General features: G+C 35.5%; 22 protein-coding genes, 3 rRNA genes and 1 pseudogene. 22 read left to right on the forward strand and 4 right to left on the reverse strand.

What is annotated here, in order from left to right; genetic code table 11:
- Positions 1 to 5: 5 nt before the first annotated feature.
- The 21 genes and pseudogenes from NMU03_RS11980 (at position 6) to NMU03_RS12080 (ending at position 20,220) form a co-directional block, all read left to right on the forward strand.
- Positions 6 to 830: a PHP domain-containing protein gene (locus tag NMU03_RS11980; RefSeq protein ID WP_290138626.1), complete on the forward strand. Its 825-nt coding sequence runs from the start codon at positions 6 to 8 to the stop codon at positions 828 to 830.
- Between the two features lies 1 nt (position 831).
- The gene (locus NMU03_RS11985; RefSeq protein ID WP_290138628.1) at positions 832 to 1,476 is read left to right on the forward strand and encodes a tyrosine-protein phosphatase; all 645 of its coding nucleotides are present in this window, start codon (positions 832 to 834) and stop codon (positions 1,474 to 1,476) included.
- Positions 1,473 to 1,586, forward strand: coding sequence for a hypothetical protein (locus NMU03_RS11990; RefSeq protein ID WP_290138629.1), 114 nt, complete (start codon positions 1,473 to 1,475; stop codon positions 1,584 to 1,586). Before NMU03_RS11985 ends, NMU03_RS11990 begins: the two co-directional genes overlap by 4 nt.
- 6 nt (positions 1,587 to 1,592) lie before the next feature.
- On the forward strand, positions 1,593 to 2,270 hold the full coding sequence (locus NMU03_RS11995) for an MgtC/SapB family protein (protein WP_435372907.1): 678 nt from the start codon (positions 1,593 to 1,595) through the stop codon (positions 2,268 to 2,270).
- Positions 2,271 to 2,435: 165 nt separating this feature from the next.
- Positions 2,436 to 3,764 carry an MATE family efflux transporter gene (locus NMU03_RS12000; RefSeq protein ID WP_290138633.1) on the forward strand — a complete coding sequence of 443 codons (1,329 nt, stop codon included), beginning with the start codon at positions 2,436 to 2,438 and terminating at the stop codon, positions 3,762 to 3,764.
- Between the two features lie 84 nt (positions 3,765 to 3,848).
- Positions 3,849 to 4,933: pseudogene (gene ftsW, locus NMU03_RS12005) on the forward strand (putative lipid II flippase FtsW).
- Between the two features lie 22 nt (positions 4,934 to 4,955).
- Entirely contained in the window at positions 4,956 to 6,044 is a 1,089-nt protein-coding gene (gene murG / locus NMU03_RS12010) for an undecaprenyldiphospho-muramoylpentapeptide beta-N-acetylglucosaminyltransferase (protein ID WP_290138635.1), read from the forward strand.
- A 2-nt stretch (positions 6,045 to 6,046) separates the two neighbouring features.
- Complete coding sequence (gene murB / locus NMU03_RS12015) at positions 6,047 to 6,958, forward strand: UDP-N-acetylmuramate dehydrogenase (RefSeq protein ID WP_290138637.1); 912 nt, start codon at positions 6,047 to 6,049, stop codon at positions 6,956 to 6,958.
- A gap of 9 nt (positions 6,959 to 6,967) precedes the next feature.
- Positions 6,968 to 7,732 (forward strand): cell division protein FtsQ/DivIB, encoded by a 765-nt coding sequence (locus tag NMU03_RS12020; protein WP_290138639.1) that lies wholly within the window; start codon positions 6,968 to 6,970, stop codon positions 7,730 to 7,732.
- Positions 7,733 to 7,852: 120 nt separating this feature from the next.
- Positions 7,853 to 8,464, forward strand: coding sequence for a cell division protein FtsA (locus NMU03_RS12025; protein WP_290138641.1), 612 nt, complete (start codon positions 7,853 to 7,855; stop codon positions 8,462 to 8,464).
- A complete protein-coding gene (locus NMU03_RS12030; protein ID WP_290138643.1) occupies positions 8,386 to 9,129 on the forward strand; it encodes a cell division protein FtsA in 744 nt (247 codons plus the stop codon). Before NMU03_RS12025 ends, NMU03_RS12030 begins: the two co-directional genes overlap by 79 nt.
- A 21-nt stretch (positions 9,130 to 9,150) precedes the next feature.
- On the forward strand, positions 9,151 to 10,221 hold the full coding sequence (gene ftsZ, locus NMU03_RS12035; RefSeq protein WP_290138645.1) for a cell division protein FtsZ: 1,071 nt from the start codon (positions 9,151 to 9,153) through the stop codon (positions 10,219 to 10,221).
- 40 nt (positions 10,222 to 10,261) lie between these two features.
- Positions 10,262 to 11,053, forward strand: coding sequence for a pyrroline-5-carboxylate reductase (gene proC / locus NMU03_RS12040; protein WP_290138646.1), 792 nt, complete (start codon positions 10,262 to 10,264; stop codon positions 11,051 to 11,053).
- 272 nt (positions 11,054 to 11,325) lie between these two features.
- Positions 11,326 to 12,847 (forward strand): 16S ribosomal RNA (locus tag NMU03_RS12045).
- Positions 12,848 to 12,865: 18 nt separating this feature from the next.
- Positions 12,866 to 13,027 carry a hypothetical protein gene (locus NMU03_RS12050; RefSeq protein ID WP_290137913.1) on the forward strand — a complete coding sequence of 54 codons (162 nt, stop codon included), beginning with the start codon at positions 12,866 to 12,868 and terminating at the stop codon, positions 13,025 to 13,027.
- A 30-nt stretch (positions 13,028 to 13,057) separates the two neighbouring features.
- Positions 13,058 to 15,941, forward strand: a 23S ribosomal RNA gene (locus tag NMU03_RS12055).
- 53 nt (positions 15,942 to 15,994) lie between these two features.
- A 5S ribosomal RNA gene (gene rrf / locus NMU03_RS12060) occupies positions 15,995 to 16,103 on the forward strand.
- The 16S, 23S and 5S rRNA genes sit together here, the layout of an rRNA operon.
- 145 nt (positions 16,104 to 16,248) lie before the next feature.
- Complete coding sequence (locus NMU03_RS12065; protein WP_290138648.1) at positions 16,249 to 17,292, forward strand: lysylphosphatidylglycerol synthase transmembrane domain-containing protein; 1,044 nt, start codon at positions 16,249 to 16,251, stop codon at positions 17,290 to 17,292.
- A gap of 114 nt (positions 17,293 to 17,406) precedes the next feature.
- A complete protein-coding gene (locus NMU03_RS12070; protein WP_290138650.1) occupies positions 17,407 to 17,952 on the forward strand; it encodes a glycosyltransferase in 546 nt (181 codons plus the stop codon).
- A gap of 44 nt (positions 17,953 to 17,996) precedes the next feature.
- A complete protein-coding gene (locus NMU03_RS12075; protein WP_290138652.1) occupies positions 17,997 to 19,286 on the forward strand; it encodes a glycosyltransferase in 1,290 nt (429 codons plus the stop codon).
- Complete coding sequence (locus tag NMU03_RS12080; protein WP_290138653.1) at positions 19,273 to 20,220, forward strand: 3'-5' exoribonuclease YhaM family protein; 948 nt, start codon at positions 19,273 to 19,275, stop codon at positions 20,218 to 20,220. The genes NMU03_RS12075 and NMU03_RS12080 overlap by 14 nt, the downstream gene beginning before the upstream one ends.
- Positions 20,221 to 20,263: 43 nt before the next feature.
- On the opposite strand, the gene NMU03_RS12085 is transcribed toward NMU03_RS12080, so the two are convergent.
- Positions 20,264 to 21,286: a glycosyltransferase family 4 protein gene (locus NMU03_RS12085; RefSeq protein WP_290138654.1), complete on the reverse strand. Its 1,023-nt coding sequence runs from the start codon at positions 21,284 to 21,286 to the stop codon at positions 20,264 to 20,266.
- A gap of 57 nt (positions 21,287 to 21,343) precedes the next feature.
- Positions 21,344 to 21,754, reverse strand: coding sequence for an HIT family protein (locus NMU03_RS12090; protein WP_290138655.1), 411 nt, complete (start codon positions 21,752 to 21,754; stop codon positions 21,344 to 21,346).
- Between the two features lie 505 nt (positions 21,755 to 22,259).
- On the opposite strand from NMU03_RS12090, the gene NMU03_RS12095 reads away from it, so the two are divergent.
- Positions 22,260 to 23,939, forward strand: a complete 1,680-nt coding sequence (locus NMU03_RS12095; RefSeq protein ID WP_290138466.1) for an IS1634 family transposase — start codon at positions 22,260 to 22,262, stop codon at positions 23,937 to 23,939.
- 116 nt (positions 23,940 to 24,055) lie between these two features.
- Here NMU03_RS12095 and NMU03_RS12100 read toward each other — a convergent pair whose 3' ends face one another.
- On the reverse strand, positions 24,056 to 24,913 hold the full coding sequence (locus tag NMU03_RS12100; protein ID WP_290138657.1) for a peptidylprolyl isomerase: 858 nt from the start codon (positions 24,911 to 24,913) through the stop codon (positions 24,056 to 24,058).
- Complete coding sequence (locus NMU03_RS12105) at positions 24,913 to 25,890, reverse strand: peptidylprolyl isomerase (protein ID WP_290138658.1); 978 nt, start codon at positions 25,888 to 25,890, stop codon at positions 24,913 to 24,915. The genes NMU03_RS12100 and NMU03_RS12105 overlap by 1 nt, the downstream gene beginning before the upstream one ends.
- Between the last annotated feature and the right edge of the window lie 23 nt (positions 25,891 to 25,913).

The raw sequence follows: 25,913 nt of genomic DNA on the forward strand, positions 1-25,913 counted from the left end.
AGATTATGGTCTGGGCAGATTTACATGTTCATACAGCTTATAGTGATGGTGTTCATTCTATTGAAGAAACCGTCCGCTTTGCAAAGACACAAGGAATTCAAGCCATTGCCATTACTGATCATGATACTGTTTTTCATTATGAAAAAGTCAAAGCAGTATGTAAGCAGTATGGTTTAGAAACAATTCGTGGTGTAGAGATGAGTTGTTATGATTGCGATGTTCATAAAAAAGTTCATATTGTTGGTTTATGGCTTGATGAGTATCCTCAATATGTAGAAAAATTATGTCAAAATACGTTGCAATGTAGAGATTGTTATCATCATGAAATGATTCAAAAGTTAAATCAAAAGGGATTAGATATAACATATGAAGAAGCTAAACAGTATGCTCCTTATAACATTGTCTTTAAAATGCATCTTTTTATGGCTATTGTTCATAAGTATCCTGAATATAATAACCTTCAAAAATATCGTGAATTATTTATGGAAGAAACTTCTCAGGACATAGATGCAAAAATGGGGTATATTGATGTTAAAGAAGGTATTGAAGCGATTCGCCAAGATGGTGGCATAGCGATTATTGCGCATCCATGTGAATATCATAATTATGATGAAATAGAAAAGTATGTCAGTTATGGTTTGCAGGGAATTGAAATATCACATCCTAGTATGGAAGAGGAAGATTATGATTTAACACAATCATTTGCTCGAAAGTATAATCTTTTGAAAAGTGGTGGTAGTGATTTTCACAATATTCAACTAACACCAATCGGTCATCATGGATTAACAAAACAACAATTTATGGAATTAAAAAGGCAGGTTAATAGATAGTATGAAGAATTTAAATGTGAAAAACTTCAGAGATATTAAAGGTTATGTTAATCATGAAGGACTTGTCATGAAAGCTCGTATGATTTATAGAGGTGGACCACTTAATGGATTAAGTGAAAAAGAAAAGAAATTGATAGAAAAAGATTTGAATATAAAATACATTCTTGATTTTCGAGATGAACAAGAAGCACAACTCATGCCTGATTGTTCTTTTGATAATATTGTTTATGAACGTATTGGAGCCTTAATTGGGTCATTCAAACATCAAGGGTTTGATTTTGGAAACTTGTTACAAGGAAAAATGACTGAAGATAAATTACATTTTTTATTGGATTATATTAAAGATGGTTATAAACATATGGCATTTGATAATCCGGCTTATCATCGTTTGTTTGTTTTGTTATTAAAAAATGATGGCGGTGTTTATTTCCATTGTAGTGCTGGTAAAGATAGAACAGGAGTGGCTGCGTTCTTGATTATGATGGCTTTGGATATGAATGAAGAAGATGCTATTCAAGAATATTTATTATCTAATGAATATTTAAAAGAAAGTAATGACACTCTATGTGAACAATTACAAATACCTTTTGAACTCAGAAAAAATGTGAACCTTTACTCTATGTTCAAAAAGAGTTTATTGATTTGACGATTGAATCTATTAAAGAAAAATATCAAAATTATCATGAATTCTTTTTACAGGAATATCATTTAGATTCAGGAAAGAGAGAAAAATTAAAAGAAATATATTGTGGTTAGGTGGTGATGGATTTGCCATTGACTATTAAGGATTTATTTGTACATGGTCTATGGGTTATCAGATTAATTGTGGCGATATTATGTGGATGTTTAATTGGATATGAGCGAAGTAATCGAAACAAAGGTGCAGGTGTACGTACACATGCTATATTGGCACTTGGCTCTGCGTTGGTGATGCTCATTTCTAAATATGGTTTTTTAGATGTTGGAAATATTGATGGCTCTCGTATCGCTGCTCAAATTGTTAGTGGTGTTGGCTTTTTGGGTGCTGGTGTTATTTTTGTGAGAAATGGAAATGTTTCAGGATTGACGACAGCAGCGGGTTTATGGGCTACCTCAGGAGTTGGTATGTGTATTGGGGCAGGAATGTATGATATGGGAATTACAACAACTTTACTTTTAATTGGACTTCAAATTTTATTTCACAAAGGTTTCTTTTTGAAATTAACACAAAACAGTCAAAGTATGCATATGGAAATTTATTATGAAGAATATGCTTTAAAAGATATTCATTTTGTTTTTAAAAAATGTGGTATTGATATTTATTCTATGAAAATAGAAAATTTAAAAAATAAGTATATGTATATTGAAATGGAAATATCAGCAAGTCAAAATTTTCAAAAAGAATGTCTATTAAATGAGATGATGAAAAAAACATATTTTAAAAAACTGAATTATTGTTAAAGTGACTAATGAAGGACTTGACGAATATATAGAATATGTTAGAATAGTGGTGCTTGCTCGGAGGGTGAGTCATTCATTGGAAATGGCGAACTGGATAAGGCTACAAGTTGAAATACTTGTGACTTATCCAGTTTTTTGTTTCATGTCAAAAAGGAGGTTGAATATATGGATTTTATCAAAGGAAATATGAAAAGTATTTATTTGAAATATTTAGGTGCAGCTTTTGGTAGTGCCCTAATTACTTCGATTTATTCTATTGTAGATATGGCGATGGTTGGACAGTATCAAGGACCAGATGGAACTGCAGCATTGGCAGTTGTTGCACCGATATGGAATATTATTTATAGTTTGGGATTATTAATGGGGATTGGAGGAGCAGTTATTTTTAGTACGCTCAAAGGACAAGATGGTCATAAAGCATATGAAGCTCAGGAAGTCTTTACCGTTTCATTGATAGGTTCAGTTGTGTTGGCTATGATTTCATGGATAGTAATTATTGTTTTTGATCAGCAATTATTAATGTTATTTGGAGCACGGGAAAGCTTATTGCCATTAGGTTTAGAGTATTTAAAGCCAATTCAATATGTCATTCCTTGTTTTTTAATCAATCAAATGTTAGCGTCATATTTGCGCAATGATAACGCTCCTACTCTAGCAACCATCGGTGTTCTTTTAGGTGGTGTCTTTAATATTTTTGGTGACTACTTTTTTGTGTTTGTGATGGATATGGGAATTGCGGGAGCTGGTTTAGCAACCGCTATGGGTGCCGTGATTTCGACAATAGTTATGTTGATCCATTTTGTTAAAAAGGAAAATTCATTAAAAATTGTACCACCAAAACATTTTTTTGAAAATCTTCAAAAAATCACAGTGACAGGTTTTTCAACATTTTTCATTGATGTTGCAATGGGTATTTTAACAATCTTTTTTAATCGCCAAATTATGAAATATTTAGGAACGGAAGCTTTATCTGTATATGGAATTATTGTCAATATATCAACTTTTGTACAATGTTGTGCTTATAGTGTTGGACAAGCCTCACAGCCTATTATTTCTGTTAATTATGGAGCACATCAAGTGAGTCGTATTCAACTTGTCTTAAAATATGCTTTATTGACAGTTGCTTTCTTTAGTTTGTTGTGGACATTATTATCATTATTGACACCCATGTTATTGGTTTCTATTTTTATGACACCAACACCTGAAATAACTACCCTTGCTCCACAAATTATTCGTTGTTATGGTTTATCATTTTTGTTGTTGCCATTTAATATTTTTTCAACTTATTATTTTCAGGCTTTATTACAGCCAAAAGTTTCATTTATTGTGGCTGTTTCAAGAGGATTAGTAGTCAGTGGCATTCTCATTTATATTTTGCCATTGATTCGTCCAGATATGTTGTGGTGGACCATGGTTGTGACTGAAATCGTTGTTGCTTTTTATGCAGGATTGCATATGTTTCAATATACAAGACAATTATCTGTTGAAAGTTAAAAAATGAAATTTTTATCAGAAGGTACTATAAGGTATCTTCTTTTTTTGAGTTTTTTCATATAGTAAAATGATGGAGGTGCCAAGATGAAAACAAAAAAGATAGTCATACTTACAATTATTATTGTTATTTTTGGATTAATGAGTGTTTATAGTTCTTCTCATATTTGGGCACTTTATAAATATAATGATGCTTTTTATTATATTAAAAGACAAGTGATTTTTGCTTGTTTGGGTTTGATTGCTATGTATGTGACATCGCATATTGACTATCATTTATATAAGAAATATTATAAATTGATTTTAATGGTATGTTTTTTACTTTTGATTCTTGTTTTAATACCTGGATTAGGTGTTGTTCGAGGCGGAGTCGCAGTTGGTTTAATTTTGGTGTTTTTGCTTTACAACCAAGTGAATTATTTAAAATTGGAATAATTATTTTTACGGCTGTTTATACTGAAAAAAATTATTATCATATGAAAAAAATCAAATATAGTTTGCCTATTTTATTAATGATGGGATTAGGTTTTCTTTTGATTATGTTACAACCTGATTTTGGAAGTGGTGTGGTTATGGCGTGTAGTATCATTGTGATGATGATTGTTTCGCCGTTTCCGTTTCGTTATTTTGTGGGATTAGGAATTATTGGCGTTATAGGGATTGTTATCATGATATTGTCAGCACCTTATCGTATGGAACGTATTCTATCATTTTTAGATCCGTTTCAAGATCCTCTGGGCAGTGGGTTTCAAGCTATCCAGGCTTTGTATGCAATTGGACCAGGAGGACTTCTAGGTGTAGGATTTGATCAAAGTATTCAAAAACATTTTTATTTACCTGAGCCTCAAACTGATTTTATTTTTGCTATTATTGCTGAAGAATTAGGGTTTATTGGTGGTGTGATATTGATTGGTTTATATATGAGTCTATTTAAAACTGTTTTAAAAGTCAGCCAGAATGCTCCTGATTTGTTTGGTAGTTTTTTAATGATTGGTATTATTTCAATGATTGGAATTCAAACATTGATTAATTTAGGTGTGGTCGTAGGATTGTTTCCTGTTACCGGTGTAACCTTACCATTGATGTCATATGGTGGAACCAGCTTGGTTATTACATTAATGAGTATAGGAATTTTAATTAATATATCAAAATATTGTCGGGATGTGTTATAATGAACACTAGGAGTGATGAAAGATGAAAATTATTGTAAGTGCAGGGGGAACAGGTGGACATTTATATCCTGCCTTGGCCCTTGTTGAATATATAAAAACACAAGATAAAGAAGCTGAATTTTTGTTTGTGGGGACAACCGATCGTTTAGAATCACAGGTTGTACCTCAATTAGGATATGCGTATCGTGGCTTGGCGGTTAAAGGACTTGTTGGCAACCCCATTCAAAAATTGAAAAATGCTTTGATTTTTATAAAATCATTAAAGAAATCAAAACAGATTTTAAAAGAATTTCAACCAGATATTGTCATTGGATTTGGTGGTTATCCAAGTGCTTCCATTGTGATGGGGGCTTCTCAATTAAAAATACCAACAATGATTCATGAACAAAATTCAATTATTGGTTTAACTAATAAAGTTTTAATAAAAAAAGTAAATAAGATTGTATGTTGTTATGAAAAAGCGTATAATGAATTCCCAAGCAATAAAACTGTTTTGTTAGGAAATCCAAGAGCGAGTGTTGTGGCTCATCAGGAATTGAAAAATATTCATGATTTATACCATATTCCTGCGAGCCGTCAAACAGTTGTTATCGTGATGGGAAGTTTAGGTTCATCATCAGTGAATCGTGTTATGAAAGAAGCATTACGTCAAATGCAATATGATGACTATGATGTAATTTATGTAACTGGAAAGAATTATTATGAAGACATGCAAAAAGAGTTGGGTGATCTTCAAGATTCTATTCATCTGGTTCCTTATATTGATGATATGCCTAGTTTGATTTCGAGTTGTGATGTGATTGTTTCACGTGCTGGAGCGACAACTTTAGCTGAGATTACAGCGCTAGGGGCGGCAGCTATTATTATTCCAAGTCCTTATGTTGTGGCAAACCATCAAGAATATAATGCGATGGAACTTGTACGTGCCAAAGCAGCTCGTATGATTTTGGAAAAAGATTTGAATGCTGATGCTTTTGTAAGTGAAATTAGACATTTATTAAAAGATCAGACGTTATTACAATCATTAAAGGCTCATGCATGTCAATTAGGAAAACCACATGCTTGTGAAGATATATATCAAGAAATCTTAAAAACATTAGAAAGGAAATAAGCATGGATTTTGAAAATATATTTTATGATTTAGTTGATTTACAGTTAGGTGAAATTTTAGAAAATGAACCTTTATATAAACATACAACATTTAAAGTTGGAGGACCTGCTAGACTCTTTGTATATATTAAAGATGTTGAAGCATTAAAAAGAGGTGTTCAATATTGTCGTCAAAACCAGGTTAAACATATGATTATTGGAAAAGGTTCTGATTTATTATTCTCTGATAAAGAATATGAAGGTGTTATCTTTTCTTTGAAAAAATTAAATAAAGTTCATTTTAATGGTGTTGAAATACGCGCTCAAGCTGGTGTCAGTATGATTTATTTGGCTTATGAATCAGCCAAAGTTGGATTATCTGGTTTTGAATTTATGGGAGGTATTCCAGGAACAATTGGTGGCGGTGTTTATATGAATGCTGGTGCCTATAAATATTGTGTCAGTGATGTTTTTACATCGGCTTTGGTATTGAATGAAAATGGTGATTTGATAACTTTAGATCGTGAACAGATGCAGTTTGATTATCGTCAGTCTATCTTACAAAAACACAAAGACTGGGTACTCGTAGAGGCAACTTTTACAATGACATCACGTGATCCTAAAGATATTATGCAAGTTTTAGATAAACGTAAGGAAAAACGTATGGCAACCCAACCATGGAATTTTGCTAGTGCTGGAAGTATTTTTAGGAATCCTGATGAAAAACCAGCTTGGCAGTATATTGATGAAAGTGATTTAAGAGGTTATGAAATAGGTGGTGCTCAAGTGTCACCAAAGCATTCTAATTTTATTGTCAATAATGGTTATGCTAGTGCGAGAGATATATTAGATTTGATTTTATTGGTTGAAAAGACGGTGTTTCATCGTTTTGGTGTAGAATTAGAAAAAGAGGTTATTTTGATTAACTGGGAGTAGGTGATTCATGTGGCTAAAAGTCAATATTATTTTAATGAGCATGATGAAAATCAGACACAGCTCCTTAGAAAAAAAGAAAGAAAAAAATTAAAACGTAAAATGAAGATTGTTTTTGTTCTTTTTGTTTTATTATTAATTGTAGGATATTTTGTGAGTGATTTTTCGCGTATCCAAACAATTGAGATAGAAGGACAACAGGAAATTTCTAAAGAAGAAATATTAGAAACGATTTCTGTACATAAAGGTGATATTATTTTCTTGGTCAATACAGGTCATATAGAAGATGAGGTGGCAAAAATGCCATTTATCAAGAAAGTTAAGGTCACTAAATCTGTGCTTGGTCACGTCTATATCGAAATTGAAGAAGCTCAAAAAGTTGCTTATTGTGTGATTGATAAAACCACATATGTGATTGATGAATTAGGAAATGTTAGTGAAACAACTGATAAAAATCTTATTGCGTCATTGCAAGCAACACCACGTATTACAAATTTTAAAGATTTAGATTTATTGAAAGAATTTGCTAAGGAATATGTTAAAATTCCTGAGATTGTAAAAAGTCAAACAAGTGATATTTTATATGATCCTCAAAAAGCGGATGAAACACGTTTAAAATTTCTTATGGATGATGGTAAAATTTTATATTTGCGTATTGAAGATATGGCTGATCAGTTAAATAATAGATATGATTATGAAGCGAATAAAGAAGTATATAAGGATAAATGTGAATTTAGCTTTGAAGGAAATCATGTTTATATGAAAGATTGTAAATAATGCATTTTGAAAATGCATTATTTTTTTGTCATGATGACTCTTTTTTCATCATTTATATATTTTCTTATGGCTAAAATTATGCTACAATAATAAAGAAGTATTTTTGAAGGAGAATCGTATATGAAGAATATCTATGCTGTATTAGATATAGGAAGTGCAACGGTTAAATTGCTTGTGGGTGAGGTTGTGAGTGCAAATATTAATGTGCTTTTTGCCAAGAAAATAACAAGCCATGGCATTCGTAAAGGTCAAATTGAAAATATGCCTGTTGTGGTAAGTGAAATTAAACAACTTGTAGATGAAGCTTCTAAAGCATTAGGGGCAATGATTTCAAAAGTGGCTTTATGTATACCGTCTTTTCATGCCCATATCTATCAAAGTGATGGGATTACAAAAGTTAATTCTCCTTTGGATCAGATTACAAGTGAAGACATTGTTCGTGCATTAAAACTTTCCAGACGTTTTACTTTAAAAGAGGATGAAGAAGTTATTTCTGTTATCCCGGCAATGTTTTATTTAGATACGAAATCAATGAAAGATATTCCAATTGGTGAAAAATCGGCATCATTAAAAGTAGAATCGTTAATTATCACTTCAAAAAGAAGTTGTTATATGGTTATATTAATGCTGCTGAAAAAGCCGGAGTGGAAGTTTTGGATATTACAATTAATGCTTATGCTTGTGCCAAAGAGGCGTTTGATGCAGTCTATCTTCAAGAAGGTGCGATTTTGATTGATATTGGTTATCGCAGTTCAACTGTGGCTTTCTTTGAAGATGGCTATTTGAAATATATTGCTCAAGCGCATGTTGGGGGTTATGATTTAACAAGAAAAATTGCGACATCATGGCAGATTCCAATGGATAAAGCAGAGTTATATAAAGTGAAATATGGAACATGTGATCTTCGTATTGGAGATGAAGATGTCATACATACGACGAGTCAAAATGATGTAGAAAAACATTTTACTCAAAAAGATTTAGCTCAGGTTTTAACTGATGGTGTTAAAGAAATTATGGAAATCATTAAAACGAAAATAGAGGTCATTAATGATGGAAGAAGTTATGAAACTGTGATTGTCGGTGGTGGTGGAGAATTACCAGCAATTGATGAGGTTGCAACACAGGTATTGAATAGTGCGGTAAGAACGTATCGCCCTGATACGATAGGCGCACGTGATATGTCATTTGTTTCTTGTCTTGGTATGATGTATTATCTGAATGATCGTTTGAAGATTTTTGGTCAAATGGATTCATCTCTTGTTTTACCTGATATTTCGAATACAATGAGTATTCGTTTTAAGGGGTTAACAAAGACAAAAACGGCTTATAATTCAGATACAAAGAAAAAAGGAAAATTGACAAAAGTAATTGAAAATTTATTTAGTGAAGAAGATTAATATAAAAGTGAGGATAGAAATATGGATGGGAATTTAGATTTTGTTCAAGTTGCAAAAATTAAAGTCATTGGTGTCGGTGGAGGTGGTTGCAACGCTGTAGCTAGAATGGCTAAAGATGGTGTCAAAGGCGTTGATTTCTATGTTGCAAACACTGATGCACAAATTCTAAAAGGAATTGATATTGAAAATAAGATTATTTTGGGTAAAGAATTAACACATGGTTTAGGAGCTGGTGGTAATCCAGAAGTAGGACGTAAAGCAGCTTTGGAAACTGAAGAAGAAATTAAGGCAGCTTTATCTGGAGCCAATATGGTCTTTATCGCTGCTGGTATGGGTGGTGGAACTGGAACCGGAGCTGCTCCTGTTGTTGCTAAAATATCACGTGAATTAGGTGCTTTGACTGTTGGTGTTGTGACTTCACCTTTTACATTTGAAGGACCAAAGGTTTTAAGACAAGCTAAAAGTGGTTTGGCAGAATTAAGAGAAAATGTGGATTCTATCATTATTGTTTCTAATGATCGTTTACTAGAAGCTATTGGACGTAAACCAATGGGAGAAGCGTTTAGAGAAGCAGATAATGTATTAAGACAAGGGGTACAGACAATTACTGATTTGATTGCTATCCCAGCATTTATTAATCTTGACTTTGCTGATGTTTCTTCAGTTATGAAAGATAGAGGTTCTGCTTTAATTGGTATTGGTATGAGTGATGGAGAAAATAAAGCTGAAGAAGCTGCAATGCGTGCGATTTCATCACCATTATTAGATGTTTCTATTGCAGGAGCAAAAGATGCTATTGTGAATGTAACAGGTGGAACAAATATTACTTTATATGATGCTAATACTGCTTTAGCAACAATTAGAGAAGCTGTTGGAAATGATGTGAATACTGTTTTAGGTGTAGCTATTAATGAGCAATTAGATGATCAGGTTATTGTAACTGTTATTGCAACTGGTTTTGAAGATGAAGAAGAACCAGTTGCACCTGTGAAACAGACTTCATCATTTGAATCAGTTGTCAAACCATCTATGTATGAAGATGAAGATGATGACGATGATGTTCCAGCATTTTTAAGAAATAGAAAATTATAAGCTAACACTTTTGTTAGCTTTTCTTTGTATGGAGGTTAAGATGAAAAAGATTGGATTTATTGGCTTTGGAAATATGGCAGGAGCCATTGCCCAAGGAATTATCACATCAGGTTTTTTAATGGCTGATAACTTAATAGGATATGATATTGATAAGCGTATGATTGATAAAATGAAATCATTGGGTATAGAAACTGCGAGTGATATAACGAATCTTATTGAAAAAAGTGAATATGTTTTTATTGGAGTGAAACCACAAGTTGTGGAATCAGTTTTGCAACCTTATGTTAATTGTTTAAAAAATAAGGCGATTATATCTATTGTTTTAGGGTATGATTTTGAAAAATATCAAGGTCTATTAGATAGTTCTACACGTCATATCTTTGTAATGCCTAATACGCCAGCACGTGTTTTACAAGGAATGTCGTTGATTGAAAAAACACATTCTTTAACAGAAACAGAATTCAATTTTGTGAAAAAAATGTTTGAATCTATAGGTTGTGTTGAAGTTGTTCCATCACATTTAATGGGAGTAGCAGGAACACTTAGTGGCTGTGGACCGGCATTTGTTTATATGATGATTGAAGCTTTGGCAGATGGTGCAGTAAAAGAAGGAGTGCCTAGAGAAATGGCCTATAAATTGGCATCGCAAACTTTACAAGGAGCGGCTAGGATGCAAATGCAGACACAATTGCATCCTGGTGTTCTAAAAGATCAGGTGTGCTCGCCAGGTGGTTCAACAATTTGTGGAGTTGAAGCATTAGAAAAAGGAAATTTACGTGCAACTTTAATGTCTGCTATTTTTGCTGCAGCACATTATAATAAAGGAAAATAATCTGTGAATGAACCTCTATTTTATATTAGGGGCTCTTTTTTTAAAAAAATATAATGCAAAAAAAGTCGATGAAAAGGGAGAAAAAAGGAAAGTAAAGAAAAAAGTGAAAAAAATTAAAAAAAAGACTTGCAAAGGGGAGATAGAGATGGTATTATAGATGGGCACTCGAGAGAGGGCGACAGGGACATTGAAAACTGAACAGTAAACACGTCAATAGAAGATAAAGAAAAGAAAGAAGAGTCAAGAAGACAGGAAGTTGTCTTTAGATAGAGACAATGGAGAGTTTGATCCTGGCTCAGGATGAACGCTGGCGGCGTGCCTAATACATGCAAGTCGGACGCAGTGCCAAGAGCACTGAGTGGCGAACGGGTGAGTAAGACATAAGCAACCTGCCCCTGTGAGGGGGATAACTGCTGGAAACGGCAGCTAAGACCGCATAGGCATCGAGGTCGCATGACCATGATGTTAAATGTCCCACGGGACAGCACGGGGATGGGCTTATGACGCATTAGCTAGTTGGCGGGGCAGCGGCCCACCAAGGCGACGATGCGTAGCCGGCCTGAGAGGGTGGACGGCCACACTGGGACTGAGACACGGCCCAGACTCCTACGGGAGGCAGCAGTAGGGAATTTTCGGCAATGGGCGAAAGCCTGACCGAGCAACGCCGCGTGAAGGAAGAAGTCATTCGTGATGTAAACTTCTGTTATGAAGGAAGAACGCTGGATGGAGGGAATGCCATGCAGGTGACGGTACTTCATGAGGAAGCCACGGCTAACTACGTGCCAGCAGTAGCGGTAATACGTAGGTGGCGAGCGTTATCCGGAATCATTGGGCGTAAAGAGGGAGCAGGCGGCAGTGCAGGTCTGCGGTGAAAGACCGGAGCTAAACTTCGGTAAGCCGTGGAAACCGCACAGCTAGAGAGCATCAGAGGATCGCGGAATTCCATGTGTAGCGGTGAAATGCGTAGATATATGGAGGAACACCAGTGGCGAAGGCGGCGGTCTGGGGTGCAGCTGACGCTCAGTCCCGAAAGCGTGGGGAGCAAATAGGATTAGATACCCTAGTAGTCCACGCCGTAAACGATGAGTGCTAAGTGTTGGGGGTCAGACCTCAGTGCTGGAGTTAACGCAATAAGCACTCGCCTGAGTAGTACGTTCGCAAGAATGAAACTCAAAGGAATTGACGGGGGCCGCACAAGCGGTGGAGCATGTGGTTTAATTCGAAGCAACGCGAAGAACCTTACCAGGTCTTGACATGCCGTCAAAGGCTCCAGAGATGGAGAGATAGTCATGGCGGACACAGGTGGTGCATGGTTGTCGTCAGCTCGTGTCGTGAGATGTTGGGTTAAGTCCCGCAACGAGCGCAACCCCTGTTGCCAGTTGCCAGCATTAGGTTGGGGACTCTGGCGAGACTGCCTCTGCAAGGAGGAGGAAGGCGGGGATGACGTCAAATCATCATGCCCCTTATGACCTGGGCTACACACGTGCTACAATGGACGGATCAGAGGGCAGCGAAGCCGCGAGGCGGAGCGAAACCCAGAAACCCGTTCACAGTTCGGACTGCAGTCTGCAACTCGACTGCACGAAGCTGGAATCGCTAGTAATCGCGAATCAGCATGTCGCGGTGAATACGTTCTCGGGCCTTGTACACACCGCCCGTCACACCATGAGAGTTGGTAACACCCGAAGCCGGTGGCCCAACCGCAAGGAGGAGCTGTCTAAGGTGGGACTGATGATTGGGGTGAAGTCGTAACAAGGTATCCCTACGGGAACGTGGGGATGGATCACCTCCTTTCTAGGGAGAAGAGAGAAGATGTGGATACTGTTTGGTTTTGAGTGTATCTGTAAAGATGCATTCAAGGCAGGAACATTGAAAACTGAACAGCAAACTTTCTACAAAGAAAGCGAAGAAACGAAAGATGAAAGAGATCAGGAAAGAAAAGAAGAAGGTCGAAATCATCTAGTTGCAAACTAAGAAAGCACGAAAGAGAACTTGAACACTTTAGGTTAAGCGAAGAAGAGCGTATGGCGGATGCCTGGCCACCAGGAGGCGAAGAAGGACGCAGCAAACGGCGAAACGCGACGGCGAGCAGTAAGCATGCTAAGACCCGTCGATATCCGAATGGGGGAACCCGTCATCCAAGGGGATGACATCGACAGAAGTCGAGGCGATACGCAGGGAACTGAAACATCTCAGTACCTGCAGGAAAGGAAAGTAAGAACGATTCCGTGAGTAGTGGCGAGCGAAAGTGAGGAGCCCAAACCATCAGATGATGGGGTTATAGGGGTGCCGATAAAGCCAATGTGACATGACAGGAGAAGCGCAGGGGAAGGCGCAGCGAAGAGGGTGAAACTCCCGTATCCGAAGTCGTGGAGCGAGGCGAGGCAGGCCCTGAGTACGTCGGGACACGAGGAATCCTGACGGAAGGATCGAGGACCATCTCGAAAGGCTAAATACTCCCTGGTGAGCGATAGTGGACCAGTACCGTGAGGGAAAGGTGAAAAGAACCCCGGGAGGGGAGTGAAAGAGAACCTGAAACCATATGCTTACAAGAAGTCAGAGCCCGTTAAGGGGTGATGGCGTGCCTTTTGTAGAATGAGCCGGCGAGTTATGATATGGAGCGAGGTTAAGCAGGAGATGCGGAGCCGAAGCGAAAGCGAGTCTGAAGAGGGCGACAGTTGCATGTCATAGACCCGAAACCGGGTGATCTAGCCATGATCAGGTTGAAGTCGGGGTAAGACCCGATGGAGGACCGAACCGACCCCCGTTGAAACGTTGGCGGATGAATTGTGGCTAGGGGTGAAATTCCAAACGAACCCGGAGATAGCTGGTTCTCCCCGAAATAGCTTTAGGGCTAGCGTCGCGAGGAAGTCGCATGAAGGTAGAGCACTGAATATGTGATGGCCTCATCTCGAGGTACTGAGCATAATCAAACTCCGAATGTCATGAGGACATGCGCGGCAGTCAGACCATGGGTGATAAGGTCCATGGTCAAGAGGGAAACAGCCCAGACCATCAGCTAAGGTCCCCAAATGCATGCTAAGTGGAAAAGGATGTGGAGATGTACAGACAACCAGGAGGTTGGCTCAGAAGCAGCCATCCTTGAAAGAGTGCGTAACAGCTCACTGGTCGAATGACTCTGCGCCGAAAATTTACCGGGGCTAAGCATGATACCGAAGCTATGGATTTACGGAAGTAAGTGGTAGGGGAGCGTTCCAGACAGCGATGAAGCGGCATCGGAAGGAGCCGTGGAGCGTGTGGAAGAGAGAATGCCGGTGTGAGTAGCGGCACGTGGGTGAGAATCCCACGCACCGGAGACCCAAGGTTTCCAGAGGAAGGTTCGTCCGCTCTGGGTAAGTCGGGACCTAAGGCGAGGCCGAAAGGCGTAGTCGATGGACAACGGGTGGAGAGTCCCGTACCGGAGTGCAGGCGAGGGAGTGACGGAGACGGCTAGGCTGACCAGCTGCTGGAAAAGCTGGGGCAAGCGAGGTAGGGGCCATCCAGGCAAATCCGGATGGCATAACCCGAAGGCGTGATGCGGATGGAACATTGCGATAAGTACAGAAGATGCCAAAGCCGGCTTCCAAGAAAAGCTTCTAGCATAACTGCACTCTGCCCGTACCGAAAATGGACACACATGGGTAAGGAGAGAATCCTAAGGTGAGCGAGAGAACTATAGCCAAGGAACTCTGCAAAATGACTCCGTAACCTAGGGAGAAGGAGTGCTCAGTGAAAGCTGAGCCGCAGTAAAACGGCCCAAGCGACTGTTTACCAAAAACACAGCTCTCTGCGAAGACGCAAGTCGAAGTATAGGGGGTGACGCCTGCCCGGTGCTGGAAGGTTAAGGGGAGTGGTCAGCGCAAGCGAAGCCATGAACCGAAGCCCCAGTAAACGGCGGCCGTAACTATAACGGTCCTAAGGTAGCGAAATTCCTTGTCAGGTAAGTTCTGACCCGCACGAAAGGCGTAACGATTTGGGCGCTGTCTCGGCTGTAGACTCGGTGAAGTCTTAGTACCTGTGAAGATGCAGGTTACCCGCGACTAGACGGAAAGACCCCATGGAGCTTTACTGTAGCCTGATATTGGACTCTGATGCATGATGTACAGGATAGGTAGGAGGCAGTGAGACGGATACGCCAGTATTCGAGGAGCCGACGTTGGGATACTACCCTTGATGCATTGGAGTTCTAACCGGGCCTCATGGAGCTGAGGACGGGACAGTGTCAGGTGGGCAGTTTGACTGGGGCGGTCGCCTCCCAAAGAGTAACGGAGGCGCCCAAAGATACCCTCAGCATGGATGGAAACCATGCGCAGAGTGCAAAGGCAAAAGGGTGTTTGACTGCGAGACAGACGAGTCGAGCAGGGACGAAAGTCGGGCTTAGTGATCCGGCGGCACCGAATGGAAGGGCCGTCGCTCAACGGATAAAAGCTACCCTGGGGATAACAGGCTGATCTCCCCCAAGAGTTCACATCGACGGGGAGGTTTGGCACCTCGATGTCGGCTCATCGCATCCTGGAGCTGAAGTCGGTTCCAAGGGTTGGGCTGTTCGCCCATTAAAGCGGTACGCGAGCTGGGTTCAGAACGTCGTGAGACAGTTCGGTCCCTATCTGTCGTGGGCGCAGGAAGTTTGAGGAGAGCTGCCCTCAGTACGAGAGGACCGGGGTGGACGGACCGATGGTGCACCAGTTGTCACGCCAGTGGCACAGCTGGGTAGCCAAGTCCGGAAGGGATAAACGCTGAAGGCATCTAAGCGTGAAGCCCCTCCAAGATGAGACTTCCCATTCGTAAGAAGGAAGGTCCCTCCAAGACGAGGAGGTAGATAGGTCATGGGTGCAAGCATGGCGACATGCTGAGCTGAATGATACTAATAGACCGAGAGCTTAGCCAGGGAAGTGTGAAAGGAAAAGCTGTTCAGTTTTGAGCGTTCGTGCTCTAAGGGGATCTGGTGGCGAAGGCATGATGGACACACCTGTAACCATGCCGAACACAGAAGTTAAGCATCATAGCGGCGAAGATAGTGGGCAACTGCGACAATAGCACGCTGCCAGTCCATTCGGGAAGGTTCAGTTCTTCTGTTTCCTTCCCTTTTTTATTCTCTTTTTCTCCCTTTTGTAGTAAAATGATTATAGGAAATATATCCTTGATTCTTTATGGTAATATAGAAAATAAATAAGAAGGGAGGATTTAATAATTGCTTGCAATTATTAGCAAATATGATGAATGGAAAGAAAAAATATCTTTTAAATATCGCCATAATATTAATTATTGGAGGAACGGTTATTTATGTATCTATTGGCGATCAATGGCAACAAGTTATTGATTCATTTGCCCATGCTAAGCTTTTTTGGATTATTTTAATGGCTATAATTATGTTTTTATATTATGTTTTTGATGCTTTTTCTTTGTTATATTTTGGAAGGACATATAAAAAGGATTATACTTATAAACAGTCTTTTGTAAATGCTATTAGTGGAACTTTTTTTAATGGTATCACTCCTTTTGCTAGCGGAGGACAATTTGCTCAGGTTTATATTTTTAATAAGCAAGGGATTCCACCAACTTATTCAGCAAGTATTCTTTTGATGTGTTTTATTTGTTATCAAAGTGTACTTGTCATTTATACAGGTGTTGTGTTAATATTTAAATATCAGTATTTTATAAGTCAACCAGCTATTTTTAGTTTAGTTATGCTTGGGTTTCTTATTAATTTTGTTGTTATTGTCGCTTTATTTGGAGGAGCAAAATCACGCATTCTTCAAAATTTTTTAACGCATACGGTGCTTAAACTTTTGTATAAAATTCATATAGTTAAAGATTATGAATCAACTTGTTTTAAAATTAAAAATTACTTGGCTGATTTTAGAAATCAATTAAATTTCTTACAAAAAAACAAACCGGTTTTAATAAGGTCATGCGTTTGTAATTTTATTAAATTGACGATTATATATAGTATGCCTTTCTTTACTGCTAAAGCTTTAAATTTAAATGTAACAATGGCAGATTTTTTAGATTTTATTGGACTTTGCTCATGCATATATTTGATTAATGCTTTTTTGCCTATTCCAGGTGCAAGTGGTGGAAGTGAAGGTGTTTATCTATTATTATTTAGTTTTTTAGGACCTGTTGGTGTTTCATCATCGATGTTTTTATGGCGTTTTATGTCTTATTATATGGGTCTTATTATAGGAGCGTTAGTCTTTTCATTTAATAAAGAAATTAATCAAACAAGATTGGAGTAATGATATGAACATAGCTTTATTTAGTGATACGTACTTACCTGATATTAATGGTGTAGCAACATCTACACATATTTTGAAAAAGAATTAAAAAAACATGGTCATCATGTTTTAGTTGTGACAACTATTTTACCACATCATAGTGACTATATTGATGAAGATCAAGATGTTTTGCGTTTACCAGGTATTGATTTAAAGAAATTGTATGGGTACCGTGCTTCCAATATATATTCATTTAAAGGAATGAAAGAACTAAAAGAATTTCAACCTGACATTATTCATATTCAAACTGAATTTGGTATTGGTATTTTTGGCAAAATCGCAGGTGAAATTTTAAATATACCAGTATGTTATACTTATCATACTATGTGGGCTGATTATTCACATTATATTACACCTGGTAATTTAAAGGCTGTCGATCAGGCTGCCAAAAAGATTATTGAAAAGATTTCTAAAATATATGGAAACAGTTGTTCTGAATTAATTGTGCCTTCTCAAAAAACAGCTGATGCACTTATAAATTATGGGATATCTAATTCCATTCATGTCATTCCAACAGGATTGGAATTAGAATCATTTGCTACTGAAAACAAAAATGATCAACTGATTAATGAAATTATTCAACAGTATCATTTACAAGATAAGTTTGTTGTTATTTTTTAGGTAGAATTGCTCCTGAAAAAAGTATCGAAATATTAATTGAAGCGATGCAAGACGTCACTAAAATAAATGATCAAATATGTTTAATGATTGTTGGTGGTGGACCACAATTAACTGAATTACAAGAAATTGTTCAACACAAGAATTTACAAAACTATATCTTTTTTACAGGTCCAAAAGAAAGTGAATATGTTCCTTCTTTTTATCATGCGGCTGATCTTTTTGTTTCTGCTTCAATCACAGAAACGCAAGGCTTGACATTTATTGAAGCAATGGCCAGTGGTTTGCCAGTTTTAGCGCGTTATGATAAAAATTTGGATGGAGTTATTTTAGATGGGAAAAATGGATATTTTTTCGAAGATCGAAAAGATCTTGTGGAAAAGATTTTACATCTTTCTCAAACAGACTTAAGTATACTTTCACAGCAGGCTAAACAAGAGGCACAAAAATATAGCAGTGAGAATTTTTATCAGAAAATTCTCAAAACTTATGAGCAGGCACTTTCAAAACATCATTATTGTTATAGGGTGGTATCTATTAGCCCTGAAAATCAACAACAATATACTGTTGCATTTCAATTTGATCATCATCAAATTTTATTAACTCTTTCTGGACAAGTGATTGAGCGCTATGGCTTGTCTGTTGGACAAGTTGTTGATAGAGAAGAGTTAGATGCTTTAAAGGATCAGGAGCAAGTTTCTAAAGCTTATAAATTAGCGTTAAAGTATTTAACTTACAAGGATTATACTTATGCAAAAATGCAACAAAAATTAATAGACAAAGGCGATTTTGATGATATTCAAGTCGAAATGACAATGGATTTACTTATGCAAAAAAACTTAATAGATGATGTAGAATATACACAAAGTTATTTTCAAAAAGCGACACGCTTAGGAATGGGAATGAATAAGATTATTCATCATTTGAAAAAAGAAGGTGTTTCTCCTTTTATCATTGATGCATTTTTAGAAGAGTATTCTCAAGATTTAGAATATGATAAAGCCATTGAACTTGTTCAAAAACTTTATAATGAAAACACAACAAGACCTCAATACGCTTTGATTCAAAATATTAGAAATAAATTATTTAATAAAGGATTTTCACAAGATGTTGTGGATAAGGCTATTGAAAACTTTGATTTTTCAATACCTAAAGAACATACGATGAATTTATTAACAAAGGAATATCATCGTGTTTATAATCGTTATAAAAATAGATATCAATCACATATTCTTAAAAGTAAGATTATAACTTTCTTAGTACAAAAAGGATATGAATATGATGATGTTCTAGAAATTATAGAACAATTATGGGAGGACACAAATGATCAAAATTAAAGATATGAAATGTGGTGATGACAATGTGGAATTTACAGCTATGATTTCACATATCACTTTAGGAAAAACAAATGGATCACATAAAAGTAATTATTTAAGTATTACTTTTCAAGATGAAACTGGGACGATAGATGCTAAATTATGGAATGCTAGTCAAGAACATATTGATTCATTAAAAGCCGGAGCAGTTGTCAGAGCAAAAGGTGATATCATTAAATACAGTGATAATCGTCAAATGAAGATTATCTCAATTGATGATGTTTCCTATCAACATTCACAACAACTTCAATTTTTAGCGAAAGCTCCAATTGATCATGATGTGATGATGAAAGAACTCAAACAATATATTCAACGTATATCCAATACAAAACTTTATGTTATTACAAAACATTTATTTGAAAAAAACTTTGAGAAATTAAAAGTTTATCCAGCTGCTAGTAAAAATCATCATGAATTTGCATCAGGATTAGCTTTTCATACCTTATCTATGTTGAAGGTAGCAGATGCTTTAATGACAGTCTATCCAGAGCTAAATGCTGATTTATTATATGCTGGTATCTTACTTCATGATATAGGAAAGACAGTAGAATTAAGTGGTCCTGTTGTTCCAACATATACTTTTGAAGGACAAATGCTAGGACATATTTCGATTGCACAATCCATGGTCTATGCCTCAGCACAAGAGTTAAATATTGAAGGTGAAGAAGTCACTTTATTACAGCATATGATTTTATCTCATCATGGTAAAAATGAATACGGTTCACCTGTTTTGCCACAGATTAGAGAAGCTGAAATGTTGCATATGATTGATAATATGGATGCAAGAATGAATATGTTTAATAAAGCTTTAGAAACATTGGAAGTTGGTGAAACTTCAAAACGTGTTTTCTCACTTGAAAATAGAACAGTTTATAAACCTAAAATGTATGAATAAAAAAGCTTTTATAAGTGAATTGATGACTTATAAAAGCTTTTTCTTATTTATCAGCAATCTTTAAATAAAAATCTTTCCACATTTCTTTGACATGTTCTTTAGAATAATATTGACTTATTTCAAAAGATGCATTTTGATATTTTTGATAGAATGATTGATCATTTTTTAATTTTTGGATCATTTCAGCAAATCCTTCATTATTATTGGCAACTAGATATTTTTTAAATAAAATATCTTCGTAAAGCTCTAAATCCCTTAATAAGAGAGGCTTTTGACTATTGATAGCCTCTAATATAGACATTGGAAAAAGTTCATTATATGATGGCATAAAAAGCATGTCAGCCATATTATAAATATCATTCATCGTTTCACGAGGAATAATTCCAATAAAATGAACATTATGTGGTGGGTTTTCATATAATTGTTTAAGTTCTTCATAACCGTCAGTGATTTTTCCAAAAGAGAATCCACCCGCCCAAACAAAAGTAACATCAGGTAGCATTTTCGCAACTTCAATAAAATCTTTGACCCCTTTGCGTGTTTGGACTTGTCCAACCCCTAAAACAACAAAATCTGTAGGTTGAATTTGATATTGTTTTTTTGTTTGAATAACTTTTTCATTTTCCTGTTTATAAAAAGTTTCTTTGGAAACAAAATTAGGAATATATTTAATTTTATTTTCATCAATCCCAAAATGAACCAAATCTTTAATGAAAATAGGATTAACAACAATTAAATAATCAGCAGTATTATAAAAATGTGTAATATATTTTTTAAATACAGTTAAAGCTGAACTAGGCAATTGAATACTGCCATCTAAAGTATCAGGTAAAAAATGAACATATGCCACATTAACACCTTTGTTTCTTTTCATTTTCATTAAATATTGTGGCAAGATAGTATGACAATGAATAATATCAGCAGGTTTAGAGTCATTAATCACAACATCAAAAAACTCATTGAGTTCATTTTTAATTAAAGCTACTTGTTCTAGATAAGCACTACCGACACCTTGACCATGAACCTTATCAGCATTTGATAACATATTAATTCTTATTTTATGCATAATCTTCTCCTTTTTGATGGGGTATAAAGTACAAAACAAGAGTTATAACACTCTTGCTTACTTCAATCCTGTTATCTTGTGGTAAATATCATCTAAATTGACATCTTGACTACGATCTTGATAATGTGCTTGATATCCATCTTGATCACTATAACGAGGGATGATATGAATATGGAAATGATGAACTGTTTGACCAGCAATTTCATTCATATTTGTAAGAACATTGAATCCTTTTGCATGAAGTTGTTTTTCGATTTGTAAAGCGACCTTTTGCACAACTTCCATCATATGTGCTAAAGTTTGACTATCGACTTCTAAAATATGAGCAAAGTGTTTTTTAGGAATGACAAGCGTATGTCCATCAGTTGTTTGGCTTAAATCAAGAAAGGCCATACAAATATCATCTTCATAAATGATTTTGCCAGGAATTTCATGATTGGCAATTTTACAAAAAATACAGCTATCCATTTTATATACCTCCTATTTTTTATATTTTACAATAAAAAAAGAATAAGGGAAAGCCTTATTCTAAATAATTATCAGAAATATCTTGGATTTCTGTTTTTAATAAATCATCATAAACATCAAAATGATATTGTTTTAGATAAGCTCCTTCAACTTTTTCTTGGACTTCACCATCACTAGCAAGTGAAGAAATGATACCATCAGTATTTTTATGAGCTGTATCATAAAGATAAATAACTGCATAATTATCATCACTGAGTTTAATAGCTTTGTCATAAATACCATCTTTTTCAACTTGACTGAGATCAGATAACTTGTCTTTTAAATTATCATCTAAAGTAGAGTCCCGTCTTTAGGAGTTCTCACTATATTTTTTAGTAATCCTTTTTCATCAAATATCATATTACGCCGATTTTATCGGCTTTTTTTGTTTTTTATCTTTTTTTATTTATTTTTTATGTTATAATTTATATAGTGATACTAGTGATATCTATTATGGAGGTTATTTATGGCTTATTTTCTTAAAAAAACTCATCGTAATGGGCGTACTTATCTTTCTATCGTGGAAAGTTACTATTCCCCTCAAAAACGCTGCGGAGCTCATCGCACCTTTAAATCTCTCGCTTCTGTCGAATCTTGGAAAGCCAAAGGAATCGAGGATCCTATCGCTCATTTCCAAAAAGAAGTCGATGCTCTTAATGATGAAATTTCTAACAGTCAGGCTCTCAAAATTTCTGAATCATCTCCTGAACTTTATTTAGGATATTTTCCTTTTGTTTCTTTATTGAATAAAATGAACATCAAAAAGTTTGTTGACTATTTCAATATTTCCAATTCCTTTGAATTCGATCTGTATGAATTGCTTTCCTCTCTTGTTTTTGCCCGACTTGTGAATCCCTGCAGTAAGCATAAGACTTTTCACGAGGTTCTTCCCCAGCTGAAGGATCCTGTCCATTTTTCTTATGACCAACTTTTAGACGGTCTTGCCTTCATGGGCAATGATTACGGCAAGTTCATCGAGATTTTTAATGAGCAGATGAAGAAAGTCTATCATATCAATACTTCAAAGACTTATTTTGATTGTACCAATTTCTATTTTGAAATCGACAAGGAAGATGATTTTAGAAGAAAGGGGCCATCAAAAGAAAATAGAAAAGACCCTATTGTGAGTTTGGGGCTATTGCTCGATGCCAATCAAATCCCTATTGGCATGAAGCTGTTTCCTGGTAATGAAAGTGAAAAGCCAGTCTTAAGAGATGTGATTCATGATCTTAAAAAGAAAAACCAAATTTCAGGAAAAACTATACATGTAGCTGACAAGGGATTGAACTGCACTCAAAACATTGCTTTTTCTAAAGAAAATGGAGATGGCTATTTATTCTCCAAATCTGTCAAGACTCTCCCTGAAAAAGAAAAGATATGGGTATTGTTGAATAATGAAGACTGGAAAGAAATAAAAAATGATAATGGTACATTATTATACAGATATAAGTCATGCATTGACAAATTTCCTTATCATATAGAAATTGATGGGAAAAAGAAGACTATATATTTTACTGAGAAACGAGTAGTGACTTATAATCCAAAGCTTGCATCTAAAAAAAGATATGAAATCAGCAAACAGGTTGAAAAGGCAAGAAGCCTATGTTACAGTCAGGCAAAAAGAGCCGAATATGGAGATCTAGGAAAATACGTTAATTTCACTAATGAAAATGGAGAAAAAGCAAAGGCAACAATCAATGAAGACATCATAGAAAAAGAACTTGAACTGGCAGGTTATAATTTATTGATCACATCAGAAACAAATATGAAGTCAACAGACATCTACAATACCTATCACAATTTATGGAGGATAGAAGAATCATTTAGAATAATGAAATCCGATTTGGATGCCAGACCAGTATTCCTTCAAAAAGAAAACAGTATAAAGGGACATTTTTTGATATGTTACCTGGCAGTATTATTGGAAAGAATATTCCAATTCAAAATCTTGAACAATAAATATAGTACACAGGAAATTATGAAATTTGTAAAAAGTTTTAAGATAGTCAAGGGAGAAAGTAAATATATCAACGTAACAACATCAAGCAAGTTCATAAAAGACTTTGAGCAAATGACAAAATTACCGTTAACAAATTATTACTTGACAGAAAGGCAAGTAAAACAAATATTCAGGTACAAAATATAAAAAAGCAGTAGCAATCACTTAAAAGATTACTACTGTTTTTCAATGAAAGTCTCACTATATTTTAATGTTGGATACCAAAGTCAGGTTTTACAATAAAAAAAGAATAAGGGAAAGCCTTATTCTAAATAATTATCAGAAATATCTTGGATTTCTGTTTTTAATAAATCATCATAAACATCAAAATGATATTGTTTTAAATAAGCTCCTTCAACTTTTTCTTGGACTTCACCATCACTGGTAAGTGAAGAGATGATACCATCAGTATTTTTATGAGCTGTATCATAAAGATAAATAACTGCATAATTATCATCACTGAGTTTAATAGCTTTGTCATAAATACCATCTTTTTCAACTTGACTGAGATCTGATAACTTGTCTTTTAAATTATCATCTAAAGTAGAATTTGTTGTAACAACACCGGCATCTTCTGCGTCACTTCCATAGTCTTTCATCAATTGATCAAAAGTCTCTTCATCAGTTGCTTTTTCAATAATATCCAAAGCTTCAGATTCTTTTTCTACAACAATTTTTTTGAAACTACAAACATGATATTCTTTAATCAAATCATTTAAATGTTCTTCAATATATTTTTCACGTAATAACTCTTGTTTAACTTCAGGAATTAAAGCTTCATTTAAGTAATCTTCTTTTGATTCATAACCAAGATTTTTGGCATACTGATCTAAATTCCCGTCAGCATACTGAGCATATTCTTCTTCTCTTTCTTTAACCAGTTGATCAATTTTATCTTGATCAGTAATTTCTTTATCAGCAATTTCATCAAGTAAAGTAGAGACGATTGTTTGCGCACCATAGTATTGAAGTAAATATTCAAAATAATCTTGTTTCGTAATATTTAATTCACTTCCAGTGACTAAAGCATCTTGACTATCAGAAACTTTAACACTGTATTTTGTAGAAGAACAACCATATAATAAGCTACTACATAAAAGGAACATCACAATTTTTTTCATTATGCGTTCTCCTTTCTTAAATCATCACGAATCTTTAAATTTTCATCAACGATATCTTGAATGGTTTGTTTGATTGTATCGTCATGATATTCAATTTCATAAGTTTGAAAAGCCAAGTAAACCATGTAATCATCATAAGTTAATAGTGGGGAATCTACATCGACTGTTTTCAGTTCTTTTTTTATCGTTTCCTGACTTGTACTTGTGCATTTCAAGAAATAGTTTCCATCACTTCCTTGAACCATTTCACTTACTTCACCCTCTTTGAGTGTTAAAGCCATTGTTTGCACTTCTTTACCATAAGTGCTAGATAAATCTGTAGAAGTATCAACAATGCCTAAATTTCCTTTAGCACTTTTGGTATTGTCATCATCAGAATAATCATATGCAATTTCATCAAAACTTTTATTTGTTTTTAATAATGACTGTACCTCTTTAAGTTTCTCACTTTCTTGATCAGTTGGATTTTCTGAATCACTTATTGAAACTTTAATTAAAGAAATAGTACGTGGAGTAGCCTGTTGGTAATAATCCTCAAAGACTTCATCAAAATGATCATTAACATATTTCTTTAAAAATTCAGCATATTGTAAGGATTGAATTAAAGAATCTCTATACTCAGCCATATTTTTAACACCAGCTGATTCTAAAGCACTTTGTAATTCTTCTTCGGCACTATCTCCATATTGATTTTGAAAATTTGTTTCAATATTTTCAACTAATTCATCAGCATTTTCTTCCATATCATCAGTTGCTGGAAAGTTTTGACGAATTAACTGGTCTAAGACATAAGAAAATAAAGCTTGTTTTCCCTGTGTAGATGAAGCTAAATCTTGATATAAATCATCTGCTAAAAGATTTGATTCATCAATTGAAGCAACAACATCTTTACCATCTTCTTGAACTGTTTTTGAACTACAGCCACTTAATAACAGAAGGCTTGCAAGAGCCAAACTCATAAGCTTTTTTTGTTTCATAAGAACCTCCTTGATATAAACAA

It is taken from the genome of Allocoprobacillus halotolerans (genome assembly GCF_024399475.1).
GTDB classification, from domain to species: domain Bacteria; phylum Bacillota_I; class Bacilli_A; order Erysipelotrichales; family Coprobacillaceae; genus Allocoprobacillus; species Allocoprobacillus halotolerans.